Below are 17975 nucleotides of genomic sequence, written 5' to 3' on the forward strand. Positions count from 1 at the left end.
TGGCGATTCAACCTCGACATCGTATACACTTTGTATATGATTGTCCACACACATGGAATATGAAAGCCCCCCACCGAGACGACAGCACGCCGAAACGCAGGAAATTGAGCGGACCGGCGCGTCCATTTCGGAGCTATCGTTCGCGACCGACCCGCCAGCGAGCAAAGTGCCGCAACCTGCTGAATCAGAACAGGTTACGACAGAATCAGCGGTGGAATCCGTGGCCGCGGCCATGGCTGCAAACCAGTCTCAGGTGACAAATCCTGCGCTCGACCCGGCAAGACTTCTGGGGGATCTGAAAAGAGAGATGAATCGCCTCCAGCGCGAAATTCGTCTCACGATCCAGGCCCAACTGGGGCAGATGGCTGGCCGCACATTGGGGACGATCGAAGCCAACCGAGAACTTGTTGCTGCAATTCACGAGATGCTGGACTCCCATGGCCTGCGAGTCCGCTGCACACAGTGCGGTCAACCGTCGATCCTGCGGGTCTCCCCTCGCACGGGTGCGAGCGCAGGGGTTTTTGTATTTGATCACAGCGTCGATGGACGTCGAACTTTCCATGGCGGACGCGTGGTGATGCCAGAGATTCGGCTAATGGCAAAGCCGCCGAGAAAACCACGAAAGTCAAAGTAAGCGGTCTTGGATTTTGGACTGAAACCCAAATCTATCGAAGTCGTTTACCGAACGTTCATCCGATGTTCCGTGAAACACGATCGATGAGTTCTCACCTGGATTGAAAACTTTCAATCTCCTTTCATCGAAGCAGCGTGCCGGTATCATTTTGTCGTTCGATGGATTTGGAAATTCCCATTCGCTCTTTCGCCGGCAACGATGTCAGATTCTCAAGAAGCTTCGGTCAGTCTTCCCAGCCCTTCCACCGCGATGGATATCCTGGTCGGAACGATTGAGCAGATTAAGTTTGCGCGTGACTACACGCTTCAGTTGCTCGACAGCACTCCGCTGGACCAGTGGTTCACCATCCCAGATGGGCTTCCGACCAACATCGCTTGGCAAGTCGGGCACCTGACGGTCAGCCAATACGGATTATTGATGTTCCGCATCCGGGGTCGGCAACCGAGCGACCTCGATCTGATTCCTGGAAAATTCCGTAAATCGTATGGTCGTTCGACAACTCCCAATCCGGATGCGAGCGTTCAGCCCAGCCCGGATGAATTGCTCGAACGCTTTGACAAAGTATTTGTTGAAGCACTCGGTGAACTTGATTCGGTCGATTCCGATACGTTGCTCGAACCGGTCGACATGCCCTTCGCAGGATATCCGATCAAACTGGGAGCGATCATGTTCTGCCCTCTGCATGAACATATCCACGCGGGACAAATCGGTTTGGTCCGACGCGCGTTGGGACTGAAACCGGTGCGATAAGACGATTCACGCGTCCATTTGCTTGACTAAACGTTGTCACACTGCCTGACCAAGGACGTCCTAATTCGGTGGATCGATCGAGAACTCGGTGCGATAGAACGATCCTGGCTGAATCATCAACCGAGTTGGATCCACAAAACCGGGTGGAACGTTTTCGATGACTTCGTCGTACGACTGAATCGATAGGTCACCCCACAGGCTCAAACGATCGCAGATCACGGCTCCGGTGATTGCCAGCGGCGAACCGTCGGTTCGTGGAAAGCAATCGATGTCATCGCTGCTATAAACAATGCCTCGAAGCGACGTCGGAAACTGATCACCAACCACCGTGTTTTGATCAAAACCGCGATAGGGCGTCGACGGAGGATTGAAGTTCGCGCCGACAACCGATTCATCCAAGATCGGATTCACGTCATAAAACCTGACCGGTGAATCGGTCACCAGTAGGGCACCTGGTGACTCCCAACAGATCCCGCCTGTCACAAGGATCTGATCGGCATCTCGAACGACAAGCGTGCCTTCGATTCTTGACTGAGTGATTGTTAGGTCGCTTCCGTTCGCATCAATCCAATAGATTCCCTGCGGATTGACTTCGCCGAAGCTGTTCTCACTTGCGGAAATCACCGCCCCGTAGATGGCTCGGTCGGAGTTATGAATTGGCAGCGATGACATCGGAATCTCAGTGCCTAGGTCTTCGCACCTCTGGACGATGTCATGATCCACGACGGCGATATCATCGGCGGTTGATCCACCCACGGTTGAAACTCCGATGTAACCGTCGCAGTGAAGCCTTGGTGAGACAATCATTCCGTTTGTCGACGTCCAACAATTGTCCCCCACCTGAACCTCGCGTTCAGACATCAGGGTCGCGTGCTCCAATCGGAGATCGTCCATTACGGTGATGCCATATCGAAGCCACGACAAAGGTTCGCCGGCAGGAATGAGCTTGGCACCAACAGCAGCACGTGCGTGCCCCAAGGTCACAAAAGCGACGACGTCGACTTCATCAAAGCTGTCATCGTCCAAATCACCATCAGCATCGTTAAGCACCATTGCCGCAAAAGAATTCGGTCTGCCGGACAACGATTCGGCATCCACCCAACCGTTCACTTCGCCCGCATCAAATTCGTCTCGCCACTGCGGTGTCTGCGATAGGATTTCGCTGACTACCGCCAAACTCGATTCCCCCAAACGCAGTGCGGCACGGCGATCGCCTTCACCTGATGCTGTTCGCAGTCGAGACGTGTGAATCGAAAATGCTGTCGCGATTGCACCGGCGACAATCAAAGACGTAAACATGACGGCGATGTAGAGATATCCATTCCGCCGCCGCTTTCGTGGCCTCAATCGATTGTTCATTGTGTCGCGTTTAATTGTCATCGCATGTCATCGGATCAAAAAGTCGATGGCCGGTTGCGATGCGGCACCAAGACATCGGTTTGCTGCCCACCAGATAATTGCAATCGGACGCGTTGTAGACGAAGGTGATTTACGTCGTTCCGTACGCCTTGCCCGTTGCGTGCCACGATTCCGCGTCGAACGATCTGCATGCCATCTGAATCCGTCACGGTCACATCGATGATTCGTAGCGGATTGTTTAGATCAGAAGTCGCCTCAGGAAAAACGGTCTGTAGACGTGCCGGTGAAACAGCGACCTGAACAGTCCAACCTTCATACCCGGGCATCGGTTGTCCATCACGAAACGTCGGCGTGCTCTGGGTCCATCCTTGATAGTCATCCAGGTCGTCCATCACACGTTGCGATGTTTCATCATCCTCGACACCAAGCTGTTGATTTCCGTCGGGGTCGACAAAATGCAACACGGAGATTTCATCTAAAAAGTACCCGGCAAGCCGCTGTGCCTTGGAATGAAAGACATCTTCGTTCCGCTGACGAAGCAGATTCGCAGATGCAGATAGCGAAATTACCAGGATGCCGGAGACGAGGATTAAAGAGACGACGACTTCCAACATCGTCAAACCCTTTCGCCGTGAGCGGTTGCTGTTGATCATGGGTTGGCCCCTTCGACTTCAACGGCCATCGTTACCCAATCGGTCGAATATCGGTGCTGGACTCTTGGCGTGAATTCCAAACTCGGCAGCGGTCCGGTTCGAAAGGTGGTCGCCAGCGTGCATGCGCCGTACGTCCATGGCGATCCAGTGACAACCGCAGCATCATTGAAACCTGACAGCCTTGTCCCCGAGTCATAAAACGGGTGACCGGCGGCGGCAAAGAAGTTCAGGTTCAAAGTACCTGTGTCGATCGTCGAGGAATTCTCAATCGCGGCCGGATGGGTCGAAGCAACACTTTGGTCGGAACTGCCGTAACTCGCCCCTGCCCATCCGAACGGCCAATTGCTTTTCGGATTTTCGATGGCCAACATGACCGCGGCGACATCGGCATAGGGATAAAAACCGATTGTCAAGTTGCTGGGCGTCGCATCCTCTTTATAGGAATAGTCTGTGGCAATTCCGATATAGTTCCCTGCGGTGTAATGACTTCGCGTCCATCCGCTCGACAACGGAAGCACATCAAAGGTATTGCGAAAACCACAAACAACCATCAACAAATCACCCGTTCTCGCTCCGTCAGGGACTTGAATGGTCAGCGCTGAATCCGCAGATCCAGTTGTCTGTGCGGTGGTGAAATCACGGATTCGCGGACGCACGTTCGACTGCGTTGCAAGCTCGGCAGCATTTAAACTGTCGGTATAGTTTGTCGCGGACGGCGACTGTGAAGAGAGCACCTGGACGTTTCCGCCAACCGAACGTGTCAGTTGATCATTTCCGGTTTGATAGAGCACAGATTCGATGGTGCCGGTCGAATCAGGACGCTCAATCAAAACCGTTGTCGGCCCGAGAATCTGAAAAGTCGATGCGTAACGAAGATCTGTATGAAGCTGATCTTCGATTCGCTTCGCTTGCCCGACTTCGACATCCTCACTCGCGTCATCGAGAACATCAATTGAAACGCCAACGCTGGTTGCCAAACCAAGAAGCAATATGGTTGCCGAAGTCACGGCGCTAACCAACTCAATCAGCGTGTAGGCGCTGCGAAATGTCCTTTGGTGCATCCAGCTAAAACGTCTCAACATCCCAGCCTCAATCTAGGAATTCAATGACGTCATTGTCTGTTGGAACGACGATGACTTCGTTGCCTCTGGAATTGAAGCGAACGTCATATCCTTCGTTCCCGGAGACCACACGGATGATTCCCATCGACATCAGTTGATCGTTCACGATCGGACGACCGTCAAAGTCAAACACCATGGACAATCGCGAATCAAAAGAAGCGTACAGATTGATGGTAGAGTCGTACGCCGTCCGCAGGTTCAACTGAATTGTCGTTCCCGGAGTGGAGGACGCATCCACGTTGGTGCTGATTACCGCGCACTGTTCCGGATCGACGGTCAGATTCGCCGTTCTACCTTCGGTGATCGCGACGGACTGGACGTAGCGAACGGTGTCGGCGATTTCTAATGCGGCATGTCGCAATTGACGATGCTGCAAAGTGCTCGCGAAACGTGGGGTGCTGATCGCGGCCAACAGACCGACAAATAACACAACGACCGTCAGTTCTAGAAACGTGACGCCGCGTCGACGAGAAGGCATGGCGTGGGCAGACATCGCTGGCACTCATTCGAATAGGAAGCCATCGATGGATGCTGTCGATGCATCCAATCAGGTGAGGGTCTTCCCTAAACTTAGGTCAGCTTCAGCGATAAACGACGACGCTTGAGAACGGATTGGAAGGAAATTCGGTTGATCGCGGCGAGACGCGACTGTTGCGATCGAATCGACCGCTACAACGCGCATCACCGGGCTGGATCCACGGCGCCACCCAACCGTTTTCACGAAGGTGCGCGTCCCGTCTGAATCGTCGCTCTAGCTGGCCACCCGGCTTCCATCCCACCATGCGTCGTTTCGATCCCAAACTTCATCTGGGATGTTCTCTTCCATGTCGGCGCTAGCGTATCCCTCATCTTTGGAACGATACGATCCGTTGATCTTCGCCGCCGCGCGTTCGTCTTCGCTGATCTGGCCATCGGCCGGTTCTCGCTGATACCAAGCCCAACCGATCGAGGGACGCTGGTTATTGACCGGCAGCTCCTCTTCATCCTCGTATTCATCTTCAAATGAATCGAGATGCCGCTCGATAACGATCGGCCTGATTCGCTGTGGCTTCGGCTTGGGAAGCGGCTTTTCGGGACGAGGTTTTTCAACGGCCTTCGGTTCAGGTTTCGGTTCCGGCTGCGGCTCAGGCTGGGGCTCAGGTTCTGGCGGTGCGATAGCTACCGGCTCGGGTTCGGGCTCAACGACAGGTTCCGGTTCGGGTGCTGGCTCTGGCTCAGGCTCCAATTCGGCGACCTCTTCGTATTCCGGCTCCTCTTCGTACTCGTCTTCCAGCTCTTCGTATTCAGCGACTTCTTCCTCATAGATTTCTTCGGCGGGTTCCAGAATCGTCGCGCGGCCTGGTGCCCCTTGGGCTGGCAGTTGTCGCACTTCGACGCCGATGGAATGGAAGATGTCAACGATGTGTGCGTGACATGTAAACATCAGGACTTGATGCCCCAGCTCGGCAAATGTTTGCAGCGTTTCGGCCGCATGCAGTGCACGATCACCATCGAAGTTCACGAGGACATCGTCGAGGATTAGAGGCAGCATGACTCCGCGTCTTGCGTACGCGGCAGCCAACGACAAACGCAGAGCGATGAAGACCGCTTCGCGTGTCCCGCGACTGAGCACTTCGAGCGCCAACGATTTGTCATCTTTCGTATCGACTTTCAGTTGGTTGGTGCCCAGCGGCGTCCAAATGCGTGTGTACTTTCCGCCGGTGAGCTGAGCCAAGAACGACGATGCTTCTCGTAAAGTCTCTGGCTGACGCTCACGTTCGAACTTTCCGCAGACTTCTTCAACGAGGCAACTTGCTGTCGCTAGAGTCTGCCAGCGTCGGGCGATCGTTTCGACCTTTCGATTGACGCACCCAAGTTCAAGCTGCACGACGGTCAACCGGCTGTCATCGGCCAAGTGCTTCATGTCCGCAGCGGACTCGCCAACCTGGGTTTGCAAGGTCGCGATTCGTTGCTGTGTTTCGGTGATACGTCCTGACAAACCGTCCCAACGTTTCTCCAAATCAGAAGCAGTCGCCCCATCAATTTGCTGCGCGATGTCGTCGTACTTCAAGGATGTTCCGATCATCGAACGGATCTGTTTGTCGATTCCGCCAAACTGATCACGAAGCTCCACCAAACTCGCTTTGCTGTCGACCATTTGGTAGAACTGCTCGGCAGTCGCGACACCGCATTTCGCCCACAAAGCACGACGTTGTTGTTCGCCACGCTGAATCGACCTGAAATAGGCAGCGTGCTGACGCTTGTACTGGGAATCTTGTTCCTTCAATTCACGCCGGCGTTTGATCCAGTGCTGCTGACGCGACAGCTCTTCTTGCAGATGGTTCAGCTGATCCAAAGGCCCACTTCGAGTGGGACGCTTGGCTTGTTCTGCATATTTCGAAGGCAACGCGTCTTTGTTGTCCTCGTCATTGGCGGCCTCCGCCTTTTGGTCTTCTTCGCTGATTTCTAGTGATTCGAGGTAAAGCTGCTCGATTCGTTTTGCCAAACCTTGTCGTTCGTTTTGGCGTTCTTCACGTTCCTTTTGCAGCTCTTCCAAACGACGCAGGCTACCTTGCAGCGTTTCATAACCTTCGCTGAGCTTTCGGACGCTACGAGGTGACATCGATTCGGCAAGACCAAGCTTTCGTAGTGTTGCCGACCATTCTCGACGAGCTTGCTTGAGCTGCTCAGCCGCTTTGACCGCTTTGGCTCGGGCCGTTTCATACGATTGTTGTGCGGCTGCCTGCGCATGGTACGTTGGCACCATGTTTTCCAATTCCGCGATCAGCGTTTCCGCATGACGGACACGTAGCTCGATCGGATGATTGCTGCCGGGAAGCTCGCTGTTGACTTCATCTTCTTCCGCTTCTAATTCGCGAATCTGACGACGAAGCGTTTCGATTTGTCGATCGCACTCTTCGCGATCAAGCGCGGTCGCACGTTGCCCGTTCTGTTTGCTTAGAAAGTAAACGGCCAGCGACATCAAACCGAAGAACAACCACAGCATCCCCGCTGTTGGCGTGGGATCACCAGTGAGGAACCAGGTGACACCCAAGAGGTGAGAAAATGCGACGATCAGACAGCTGCCGCCGACAACAAACGGCAGCCCCATCAAGAGCAGACGATCGATCGGCAAGACTTCCGCAGTTGACAAATCGACCGATTCATTTTCGAGCGATCGATAATGTCGCTTCAGTTTTTCGATGTGCTCTTCAAGTTGCTTTGCCCGACGAAGCGTTGCAAGATGCGAGTTTTCTTCGCGGATCGCTTGTTGCAGATCTTTCGAGCGAGTTCGGTTCAGAACTTCGCCCATTTCTTCGGCGAGATGCTCCGATCGCTTTTTGTATTCGGCCCCTTCGCTTCGTGATTGCTTGAGAACGAATAGATGTTCCTTGACCCGCTTCGCAGGACCCGAGAGCGCGCCTAGGTTTTGCCGCGACAGGTCAGGCATTTGCGACGAGTCGCCTTTGACCAGCGCGTCGCGGTCTTCTTCACTGATCCCTAGACGTTCCGCGTCGGCAAAGAGTTGCTGACGTGCCTTGCCAATCTGGGCATCGACTTTTTCAATCTGCTGCTCAAGTGCTTCGACCCAGGTCGCCTGTTCGGCGGCGGCCTCGATACGCCCCTGCAGTTCCAACATCCGTGGACTGACGGGCAGTTGCGATGCTTTTTCACGCAGCGCACGCCGCTTGCCTTTGACCTCATCCAGCTTTGCTCGACGATCTTCGATCATCGCATCGATTTGCACCAATTGGCCCGGTGCCTCATCGGGAAGCAGTGTTTCCGCTTCGATCTCGCGAATCTGCTTGGCCAATTCAGCGCGTTCGGTCCATTTATCGAGCACGCTGACCGCGGTTTCGACTTGCTTGGTTTCACGTTCCATGGAAACCAGACGGCTTTGCAAATCTTGAATTTCTTGCTGCTGCGATTGCCGAAGACTGGCAAGCTCGCTGTACCGGCGGCTATGACCGGTCAGTTTGGTCACTTCGTCACGAAGTTGCTCGCGTTTGCGAAGCAGCGATTCCAGCTTATCGGCATCGGCGTTGGCTTTTTCTTTGCTTCCACCGATCAGCTGTTTGCGACCGAGCCGCAAAGAACGGATCACGTCAACCAAAGAAACACGATCCAAGCCGCTGGACAACTTGTACAACTCGTCGGCTGCGGCGGTGTCGTCCAAGGTGTTGAGTTCTTGAAGTTCGCGCATGCCGATGGCGAAGACATTCGTAAAGATCGCTTCGTCGATTTGCCCCAGCAGCATCGTCAGGCGGTGCTGTCCTTGGACCAATCCGTCCTGACCGGCAACCGACAGTTGCCCAACGGCACCTTCATCGGTCAACTTCGCGTGGCGACGGATGTGGTAGCCGCCACCGGGACCGGTAACACGAATCGCTCCGCCAGGCGTCCCGCCATGGATCGGCGGCAGGTATTTTTCACGTCGGTCGGGGGTGAATCCGTAAAGCATTGAACGCAAGTACTGCATGACAGTCGTCTTGCCGGCCTCGTTGGGGCCGTAAAACAAGGTCATGCCGTCTTGTAGTGAGTCAACGCTCAGTCCGGTCCAAACGCCGAAACCGTCGATGTGCAGGTCTTTGACTTTCATGATTGATTTACCCAATCTGGCTTGCCGCCTCGAAGCAATTCGACGCCGAGCAGTGTTGCCTGGTCCAGCGTTTCCTGTTTGTTGTTTGCTGGGATCTCAGCCAGCATGGTGGTGGTCGAAGTCGGCAAACCTGGATGCTCTTCGGTCATCGGCAACAGGTTGAATGCCTTCGCTTCGCCCTTGCGATGGTCAGCAACGACTCGCAAGTAATCGCCCAAGATCGTGTCCTCGTCGTACCAGCTCTTGGGATACTTTTGTGGCGGACGAATTCGCAAACTTGTTGACCACGCGGCGGGTGCACCGTGTCCGTATTCACGCTGGATCCAGTCCAACAGGGACTCGCTATCACCGACTCGGCCCATCAGTTCGCTGCTGTCGATCCCGATGTCCCAGCCGATGATCAAGTGACGCCCACCTGCATCGTGCTGCAATCGCACGATTCGCTCACCGATCAGATTTTCGATCGTGCCAACGCCAGCGACATCCGCCGAATCCAATTTGATGTTTTCGTAGCGGAAAACGTCGCATGGCATTTCACTGACGCGCACGTTTTGGTCAGCATCGACGTCGATGATGGAAAAGCCGTGTGGGCCGGCCTCTTTTAGACTCCGCCCTTGAGGACTGCCGGCGAAGACCGCGACGATACCTTCGCTGTCTTCAAGTTCCAGCCGATTGTGACGGCCGCCCAAACACCAGAAATCGAAACGCGTTTCCGCCAAGGTTTCCGTGGTCGCGTCACCATGACCGACACCGATCGTGAACTCGTCACTGCTTTCGGTTTGAAATCCCGGCATGTGCAATGAAGATCGCCCGTCGCTGCTGCGGCCAACGAGCCGACAGATAGCGCGGCCACCGCGAACCACGTTAACCGCGGTCGCTCGATCACGAGAAAACATCGTCACATTTGGCGGAAACACACATGCGTCCGGCCATTGCTGAGGATCGTCGGCGGTCCCCGCAGCCCAATACACTGGCGTTTTCGCCTTGTTGAGCTTTTCAAACTGAGTCAGCAAACGGTTGATGCCGTAAGGCCCAGCAGAACTGGGGTTGAGCAGATCACCGGTCAACAGAACGAAGTCGATATTGTTCGAAAGCGCAGCATCAAATACCGCGTCCATCGCCTGGTGCGGTGCCAAAGCCATTTGATCTTTCAACGGCGGAGGCAGTTCATCCAAATCCCCAAGCGGCTTTTCTAAATGAAAGTCGCTGGCATGGATGAATCGAAAAGATTCGCCCGGCATCGGTTCCCTCCGTTATTGCTCGGCCAACACAAACGCGATCCAAATGTCGCGAATGATTCGTGTCGCTGGCGTGTGTTCCTCGTTTCAAACGATTGCCCGCAGACCCTTCATAGCTCTGCATCCTTGGCGATCGTTTGTCTGTTGCCCGACGGCCTGTCGGCCGCGCGGTTCTGCGAGTTTAACGAAAAGTTGAAAAAAGCACCAAGCCAGTTTTTCCCGCAATGCTAGCAACTGGAAACAGAAGCGATCGGGCCGCCGAAGTCAGACTTGATCACCAGCGAGACTTCAATTCACTTCGTTGACAATCCTCAACGTCGCCTGCTTGGACGATTGGCAACGTCTTGTTGTTTTTGTGCAACTCGATGTGGCGTGATTGAACCGGCTTGACCTTGTCATGAAACCCTCGATGACTTATTTACGGGCTCCGATTCGAATGGAAAAAGGATGGACGCTCGAAAATACTTGACCTGCTTCTGGCCGGGGCTGAGCGAACTGTGGTGGCGTGGACGATTGTCGGCGCTGCCGGCTGCGATCGCTTTTGGCGTCGGTTTGAACGCTTACCTAATCCTGAAATATCTGTTTCCGACGTGGCTCGACCCGACGCTTGTCCGTTCCGCGTTTTGGGTCGGCGCGATCGTCTGGATTTACTGGAGCCTCAAAAGTATTCGGGAATTGCCGGCGTTAATCGCGCCGCGTGAAGCGACCCAAACGCCGGATCACTTTCCAGAAGCTCAGGCCGCGTACCTGTCGGGCGATTGGGAGAAAGCCGAATCGCTGTTACTGCAAGTCTTGCGTGTTGAGTCGCGAGACCCGCCGGCACTACTGCTGTTGTCGAGCGTCTACCGTTACTTGGAGCGGCCTCAACATTCGCTCGCACTGCTCGCCGAAATCTCCCGATTGGAAGTCGGTGATCACTGGCACATCGAGCTTCAAGCGGAACTTGCGCGTGCAGAACGTATGCTAGAGGAACGGGATGTGCCAGAATCGGAAGCAGCAACGGACGATGCTGCCGAAATGACAGCAGCTTGATTGACGAGGGTTTACCGACGATCAAGAGCTGACGACGAGACGGATTGGGGGCTCAGATTTTTGTACCGATTTTTTTCACCCGCATTTTTCGGGCTAATTTCCCTATCGGTCGAACTTCTTTGCTTCGGACTCCTATCCCCGAGAAATTGTAAAACCGATAGAATCAAAAGTAGCTGAGCGTTTGCCGAACGAACACCCGCTGTACAACCACTTACGGGCGGTCGACGGTAACGAAATTCGCTTCCAATGGCGTACGGTTTGCTCAGAAGGGATTGTCGAGGATTTTCGTCGAAAGATTCGCCAACTTGACAGCGAACGCGATTTCAAGAGCGAGCGCCGTAAGCTTGGTTTGTTGATACTTCGATCGACTGAACTGATCTTCTTTGATCGAACGACTGGATCAATTGCCCCTCCGATGTGCCGCTTCGGCAGCACGACGTTGGGCACACTAAGGGTAACGAGACAAACATATGTACGAACGATTTACCGATCGCGCCCGCAAGGTCATGCAATTGGCCAACCAGGAGGCGCAACGATTCAACCACGAATACATCGGAACGGAGCATATTCTGCTCGGTCTGGTCAAAGAGGGCAGTGGCGTTGCGGCCAACGTTCTTAAGAATCTGGACGTGGACCTGCGAAAGATTCGCCTGGAAGTTGAAAAGCTTGTGCAAAGCGGACCTGAGATGGTGACTGTGGGCAAACTGCCCCAGACCCCGCGTGCCAAGAAAGTGATCGAGTACTCGATGGAAGAGGCTCGGAATCTGAATCACAGTTACGTCGGAACCGAACACATCCTGCTCGGCCTCCTGCGTGAACAAGAGGGCGTCGCCGCTCAGGTCCTGATGAACTTGGGTCTGAAACTGGAAGACGTTCGCGAAGAGGTACTGAATCTTCTGGGCCACGGGCTCGAAGGTGCCGAGGTCGGCGAACGTGGCGGCCGCGCTAGCGAAGAAGGCAGCAGCAGCGCATCGAGCAAAAGCGGCAAAAGCAAAACGCCAGCGCTCGATAGCTTTGGCCGTGACTTGACTGAACTGGCTCGCAAAGGCGAACTGGATCCGGTCATCGGACGTGCTCGCGAAATCGAACGTGCGATTCAGATCCTTTGCCGTCGTACCAAGAACAACCCAGTTCTGTTGGGTGAAGCCGGTGTTGGTAAGACCGCGATCGTCGAAGGCTTCGCACAAAAGGTGATCGAAGGCGAAGTTCCTGAGATCTTGGCCGACAAACGCATCGTCGTTCTCGACCTCGCAATGATGGTTGCAGGCACAAAGTACCGCGGTCAGTTCGAAGAACGCATCAAAGCGGTCATGACCGAAGTCCGCCGCGTTAAGAACACGATTCTGTTCATTGACGAATTGCACACCCTGGTTGGTGCCGGTGGTGCAGAAGGCGCGATCGATGCGGCTAACGTTCTAAAGCCCGCTTTGGCACGTGGCGAAATCCAGTGCATCGGAGCGACAACGTTGGACGAGTACCGCAAGTACATCGAAAAGGACAACGCCCTGGCTCGTCGATTCCAAGAAATCATCGTCGAACCGACTGGCAAAGAAGAGACCGTCGAAATCCTCAAAGGCCTTCGCGAGCGTTACGAAGAGCACCACCGTGTGCAAATCACCGATGACGCGGTCGCTTCGGCCGTCGAAATGAGCGAGCGTTACATCACCGCCCGCTGTCTTCCCGACAAGGCCATCGACGTGATCGACGAAGCCGGTGCACGGGTCCGACTCCGCACCATGACTCGTCCACCAGATCTGAAAGAGATCGACGAAGAAGTCGAAAAGCTGAACAAGGAAAAGGAAGACGCGGTCGCCAATCAAGACTTTGAAAAGGCTGCCAATCTCCGTGATCAGGCCGAAAAACTTCGCAAGAAGAAAGACCAGATCACCCAAGATTGGCGTGAGAAAAGTCAGCAAACCGACGGCGTCGTCGACGAAGAGGTTATCGCGGAAGTCGTCAGTAAGATGACCGGCATTCCGTTGACTCGCCTGTCGACCGAAGACAGCTTGCGACTGATGAAGATGGAAGAAGAACTGCACAAGCGAGTCGTCAGCCAAGACTTGGCTGTGTCGGCTGTTGCCAAAGCAGTTCGCCGTAGCCGCAGTGGATTGAAAGACCCACGTCGTCCTACCGGCTCATTCATCTTCGCCGGTCCGACAGGTGTCGGTAAAACGTTGCTTGCCAAAGCTCTCGCGGAGTACATGTTCGGCGATAGCGATGCCCTCGTTCATATCGACATGAGCGAGTACATGGAAAAACACAACGTCAGCCGTCTGATCGGTGCGCCTCCCGGATTCGTTGGATACGAAGAAGGCGGCCAATTGACCGAAAAGATCCGCCGTCGCCCCTATGCGGTTGTCTTGTTCGACGAAATCGAAAAGGCACACCCCGACGTGTTCAACATGCTGCTGCAGGTGATGGAAGAAGGTCGCTTGACCGATTCGTTCGGTCGCAATGTCGACTTCCGAAACACGATCTTGATCATGACCACCAACGCCGGTGCGGAAGCGATCAAGAACGAGGGTGGCTTCGGATTCCAGAAAGCGGACAGCGATGCCAGCTACGAATCGATGAAGAAACGCGTGATGGAACAGATCGAGCGTGTCTTCCGCCCTGAATTCCTGAACCGTTTGGACGACACCATCATCTTCCGTCACCTCACCCGTAACGACTTGAAGATGGTTATCGACTTCGAACTTTCGAAGGTCCGTGAACGACTGCTCGAACGCGGCTTGGCTTTGGAACTCGAAGACGCCGCCAAGGAATTCTTGATGCGTCAAGGGACCAACTTGGATTACGGTGCACGTCCGCTTCGCCGAGCAATCGAGCAACGCGTTGAGGATCCGCTTAGTGAAGAACTGCTACGCGGAACCTTCGAAGGCAAGGACACCATCGTCGTCAAGGGAATCCTGGAAAACTCCGATGGTGACGCGGTCAAGCAAGATGATGTCACGATCACCGATGAAGGAAAGATGATCGACCCCGATGGCAAGCGAGTCAAAGCGGTCCGACTGGAATTCCAAGGTGAGTCGCGCGGCATCGCGGACGCGAAAGAGGAACCCGTCAGCGCTGGTGTTAGCGAAGGCGATAAATCGGAAGGCGACTCGGACAACTAGTCTGAATCACTAGCGTCAATTGAATTACGGAAAGGGCTCGCTAATCAGCGAGCCCTTTTTTTATTGCGATCGCAGTTTGCTCGCTTCGCCGTGGTCAGCGAAATCACCTCGACAGGTTCAGCCCAAAAGATATGCGTAAAGCCCGACCAAGGTCTTGGCATCACGAATCTTCCCATCCTTGATCAGACTAGGGATCTCTTCTTTCGCGACGATCCGATTGACAATCGATTCGGTCGCTTCGCGCTGAGCCTCGCCCTCGACCAATTCGCTGGCACGATAGAGAAACATCAATTCGTCGCTGATGCCTGGTGCCGAGTAAAACTCCAACATCAGGTCCAGCTTACCCGCGGTATAGCCGGTTTCCTCGATCAACTCGCGTCCCGCCGTGATGATCGCTTCCTCACCGGGTTCGCGAGTTCCGGCGGGAAGCTCCAATAGCGTCTCACCGACAGTTGGACGTGTATTGTCGATCATCACCACGCTTCCGTCGCCCAAGACTGGCAACAAAACGACCGCCCCGGGGTGACGAACAACTTCACGCTGGTACAACTTTCCGTCATCGCCCTGTAGCATCAGACGTTCGACGTTGAACCTTGCCCCTTTCAACAACGTCGGATCATCAGACTCGTTCGGTAGATTCATAGACAGTCCCGCAGGTTAGAGTCGCCGTTTCGTGTGCTCAATTGCTTCCACAGTTCATCAAAAGCATGTTCGGATTTCTAAATTGCAACAAGCCCGCTGGATTCTCTTCTCGTGACTTGGTGAATGTTGTCCAGGGCCGATTGAAAGGTCGAAAACTAAAGATCGGACATTGTGGGACCCTGGACCCGCTCGCTGACGGCGTTCTTGTCGTTGCGGTCGGTCCCGCGTCGCGGTTGGTTCCGTTCGTACACGAAACCAGCAAAGCCTATCACGGCACATTTCGGCTCGCGGCGGAATCACCGACCGGTGATATCGAAGTGGAACCGACAATTTTCTCCGACCATCCGGTTCCGACGATCGAACAAATCCGTACCGCGTGCCGTGATCTGACAGGAACGATCAAGCAGACCCCTCCTGCATACTCGGCAATTAAGATCGACGGACGCCGCGCGTACGACTTGGCCCGTCAAGGCCGCGATGTCGAAATGCCAACCCGATCTGTCGTCATCCATTCGATCGACGTTATTCGCTACGACTATCCAGAACTGGAACTTTCGATCGCCTGCTCAACCGGAACCTACATCCGCACGCTTGGTATCGATTTGGCCAAGTCCCTTGGAACCATGGCGGTGATGTCTGCGCTACGCAGAACTCGAGTTGGCGAGTTTGAACTGAAAGACTCGATCGAGATCGCTCAACTGCGTGATCAACCGATTGACACCTTTCTGCAACCGGCAGTTCGTGGCGTTTCGCACCTTCCACAGATGATTGTTGATCCCGAGCAATGTCAACGGTTGATCAATGGACTGTCGTTAGAAGATCGACAAGCTCAGCTCCCGACAGATCCGGTTCCCGAGCATGCCGCCGCAGTTCGCGAGGATGGAATCCTTCAAGCGATCATCGCTCCGAAGCGGGGCGTCTGGATTCCGAAACGCGTATTTAAACCGTCGTTGGGTTGATACATATCGAGGGATTGCGGGTGGATGAATCGCCCAAAACTCGTCGCGAGGCTCTGCCTTGCGACGCACTGAATGGCAGCCTCCGGCTGCCGCAAACCGCAACCCAAACCACTCAACCGCGGCTAACGCCTTCGCGGTTCAATGGACCAAATAAACTGAGCCGTTATCGCGCTAGCGACGGTTTCTTGGGTGTGATGGCAATGACTCACTCAACCGCGGCTAATAGGGACCGACAAACTGAGCCGTTAACGCGCTAGCGACGGTTAAATGTGTCTCCAAAACTCGTCGCGAGGCTCCGCCTTGCGACGCACTGAATGGCAGCCTCCGGCTGCCGCAAACCGCAACCAAACCACTTAACCGCGGCTAGCGCCTTCGCGGCTCAATGGACCAACAAACTGAGCCGTTATCGCGCTAGCGACGGTTAAATGTGTCTCCAGAACTCGTCGCGAGGCTCCGCCTTGCGACGCACTGAATGGCAGCCTCCGGCTGCCGCAAACCGCAACCAAACCACTTAACCGCGGCTAGCGCCTTCGCGGCTCAATGGACCAAACAAACTGAGCCGTTATCGCGCTAGCGACGGTTTCTTAGATGTGATGACAATGACTCACTCAACCGCGGCTAATAGGGACCAACAAACTCACCTGCGTTCTCGCTCGCGACGTTTAAATGTTCTTCGGACTCACATGGCGGGCAGAGCCCGCGAGAAAGCGCATTCGAGGCGGGAGCCTCGCACGAGCGATGTGTTTATCAGCTTCGACGCGGCACAATCCCCATACACCAGCTACGCGACAACAGCCGCACTTGCGTCTTCGATGTAACTGCGTTGCCAACGATTGATTGTCTGTGAATCTTCCGTCCCACGATGAATCAACACTCGATATCGCAATCGGGTCGGCTGAGTATCAGACAACTCGACAGGATGCTGACCTGGCCAGACAGGATTCTGCATGCTGCGTTTAGATCTCAAAATCCACGGCTGCGGATAACCCACCGAAACGGGATGCGTTAGGACGGTGATACTACTTTGCTTTGCCGAATTGAAACTCCCTCGCATCGTCATCCATGGAGATGCCGCAACGGTTGCGTACGCAGGAACCTCTGGCCCGTTCTGACTGGCAAACCGGAGGTCATCTGGCATTTTGACGCGAAGAGAAAAGCCACCATAGCCTTTATCGTCATTCGAGCCACCGATTCGGGTACCTGCACTCGTCGCTTTCAGCTGCACATCAAAATCGATCTGTCGAAGATTCTCTTGGTCTGGAAAGAACGTCAACGCGGTTTCTTCCACCACGACTGGCTGCTCCCCTTTTTTAAAGTCGGGTGAGGTCCAATGCACCAATAGGTTTAGACCGGCCGCGTTGTTGCTGCGGTCTACCGATTCGCATTCTTTGACATCCCAGTTGAAACGCTCAATCATCCATCCGTCGCCAATTGGATGGCCATGAACAGTCAGCTGATGCCACGCCCAAAATAGCCCTCGGTGGTGCAAGTGATCTTTAGGAAAATCCTCGGTCAACTCATCGCCATCCAAGTCATAAACCGGATGCAAGTAATGCGCACAAGCATGCTTTCCGTCGCGTTGATTTAACGCTCGCTGGTAAAAACAAATCCTGGTGTCATTGGCCGAAACCCAAACACCGTCTTCGTTCGCTTGCAGACTGATCGCATCTTGTGACATCTGATCCTCTCTTCGTACGTAACCGCCCCTTTTCTCAATCGATGTTGTCTCGAACTTGCGGAAGGACCGTCTTCGACGAAAACGCGGGATTGAGAAGCAAACCATCGGCAATTCGCGATGGTCGCGTTCGCTAAATATAGTCACTCACCAGCCACCGATGCTTTGCGCTGCAGGGAAAGCACCGGCAGCGACATGACAAAGCATACTTTTCTTG

The 17975-nt window shown here is 54.5% G+C and carries 13 protein-coding genes; 5 read left to right on the forward strand and 8 right to left on the reverse strand.

From position 1 onward, the window contains the following. The first annotated feature begins 307 nt into the window (after positions 1–307). Both LOC67_RS26745 and LOC67_RS26750 read left to right on the forward strand, forming a co-directional pair. Positions 308–634, forward strand: a complete 327-nt coding sequence (locus LOC67_RS26745) for a hypothetical protein (RefSeq protein ID WP_230265916.1) — start codon at positions 308–310, stop codon at positions 632–634. A gap of 198 nt (positions 635–832) precedes the next feature. Next, entirely contained in the window at positions 833–1384 is a 552-nt protein-coding gene (locus LOC67_RS26750) for a DinB family protein (RefSeq protein ID WP_230265917.1), read from the forward strand. A gap of 60 nt (positions 1385–1444) precedes the next feature. Here the strand turns inward: LOC67_RS26750 and LOC67_RS26755 are convergent, their stop codons facing one another. The 6 genes from LOC67_RS26755 to LOC67_RS26780 all read right to left on the reverse strand — a co-directional run bounded on the left by LOC67_RS26755 (position 1445) and on the right by LOC67_RS26780 (position 10337). Further along, positions 1445–2764, reverse strand: a complete 1320-nt coding sequence (locus tag LOC67_RS26755; RefSeq protein ID WP_230265918.1) for a hypothetical protein — start codon at positions 2762–2764, stop codon at positions 1445–1447. A gap of 14 nt (positions 2765–2778) precedes the next feature. Beyond that, on the reverse strand, positions 2779–3396 hold the full coding sequence (locus LOC67_RS26760; protein WP_230265919.1) for a hypothetical protein: 618 nt from the start codon (positions 3394–3396) through the stop codon (positions 2779–2781). Then, positions 3393–4478, reverse strand: a complete 1086-nt coding sequence (locus tag LOC67_RS26765) for a hypothetical protein (RefSeq protein ID WP_230265920.1) — start codon at positions 4476–4478, stop codon at positions 3393–3395. The genes LOC67_RS26760 and LOC67_RS26765 overlap by 4 nt, the downstream gene beginning before the upstream one ends. Before the next feature lie 7 nt (positions 4479–4485). Further along, complete coding sequence (locus LOC67_RS26770; protein ID WP_230265921.1) at positions 4486–5010, reverse strand: Tfp pilus assembly protein FimT/FimU; 525 nt, start codon at positions 5008–5010, stop codon at positions 4486–4488. Positions 5011–5268: 258 nt separating this feature from the next. Continuing rightward, the gene (locus LOC67_RS26775) at positions 5269–9096 is read right to left on the reverse strand and encodes an AAA family ATPase (RefSeq protein ID WP_230265922.1); all 3828 of its coding nucleotides are present in this window, start codon (positions 9094–9096) and stop codon (positions 5269–5271) included. Next, the gene (locus LOC67_RS26780) at positions 9093–10337 is read right to left on the reverse strand and encodes an exonuclease SbcCD subunit D (RefSeq protein ID WP_230265923.1); all 1245 of its coding nucleotides are present in this window, start codon (positions 10335–10337) and stop codon (positions 9093–9095) included. The genes LOC67_RS26775 and LOC67_RS26780 overlap by 4 nt, the downstream gene beginning before the upstream one ends. 444 nt (positions 10338–10781) lie before the next feature. On the opposite strand from LOC67_RS26780, the gene LOC67_RS26785 reads away from it, so the two are divergent. Then, positions 10782–11366 (forward strand): hypothetical protein, encoded by a 585-nt coding sequence (locus tag LOC67_RS26785; RefSeq protein ID WP_230265924.1) that lies wholly within the window; start codon positions 10782–10784, stop codon positions 11364–11366. A 470-nt stretch (positions 11367–11836) separates the two neighbouring features. Then, a complete protein-coding gene (locus LOC67_RS26790; RefSeq protein ID WP_230265925.1) occupies positions 11837–14482 on the forward strand; it encodes an ATP-dependent Clp protease ATP-binding subunit in 2646 nt (881 codons plus the stop codon). Between the two features lie 117 nt (positions 14483–14599). On the opposite strand, the gene LOC67_RS26795 is transcribed toward LOC67_RS26790, so the two are convergent. Continuing rightward, on the reverse strand, positions 14600–15124 hold the full coding sequence (locus LOC67_RS26795) for an NUDIX hydrolase (RefSeq protein WP_230265926.1): 525 nt from the start codon (positions 15122–15124) through the stop codon (positions 14600–14602). 65 nt (positions 15125–15189) lie between these two features. Between LOC67_RS26795 and truB the strand changes: the two genes are divergently transcribed. Further along, complete coding sequence (gene truB / locus LOC67_RS26800) at positions 15190–16083, forward strand: tRNA pseudouridine(55) synthase TruB (protein ID WP_230265927.1); 894 nt, start codon at positions 15190–15192, stop codon at positions 16081–16083. Between the two features lie 781 nt (positions 16084–16864). Here truB and LOC67_RS26805 read toward each other — a convergent pair. Further along, positions 16865–17761 (reverse strand): DUF6807 family protein, encoded by an 897-nt coding sequence (locus LOC67_RS26805; protein ID WP_230265928.1) that lies wholly within the window; start codon positions 17759–17761, stop codon positions 16865–16867. Positions 17762–17975: the final 214 nt, after the last annotated feature.

The sequence above is a fragment of the Stieleria sp. JC731 genome (assembly GCF_020966635.1).
Classification (GTDB): Bacteria; Planctomycetota; Planctomycetia; order Pirellulales; family Pirellulaceae; genus Stieleria.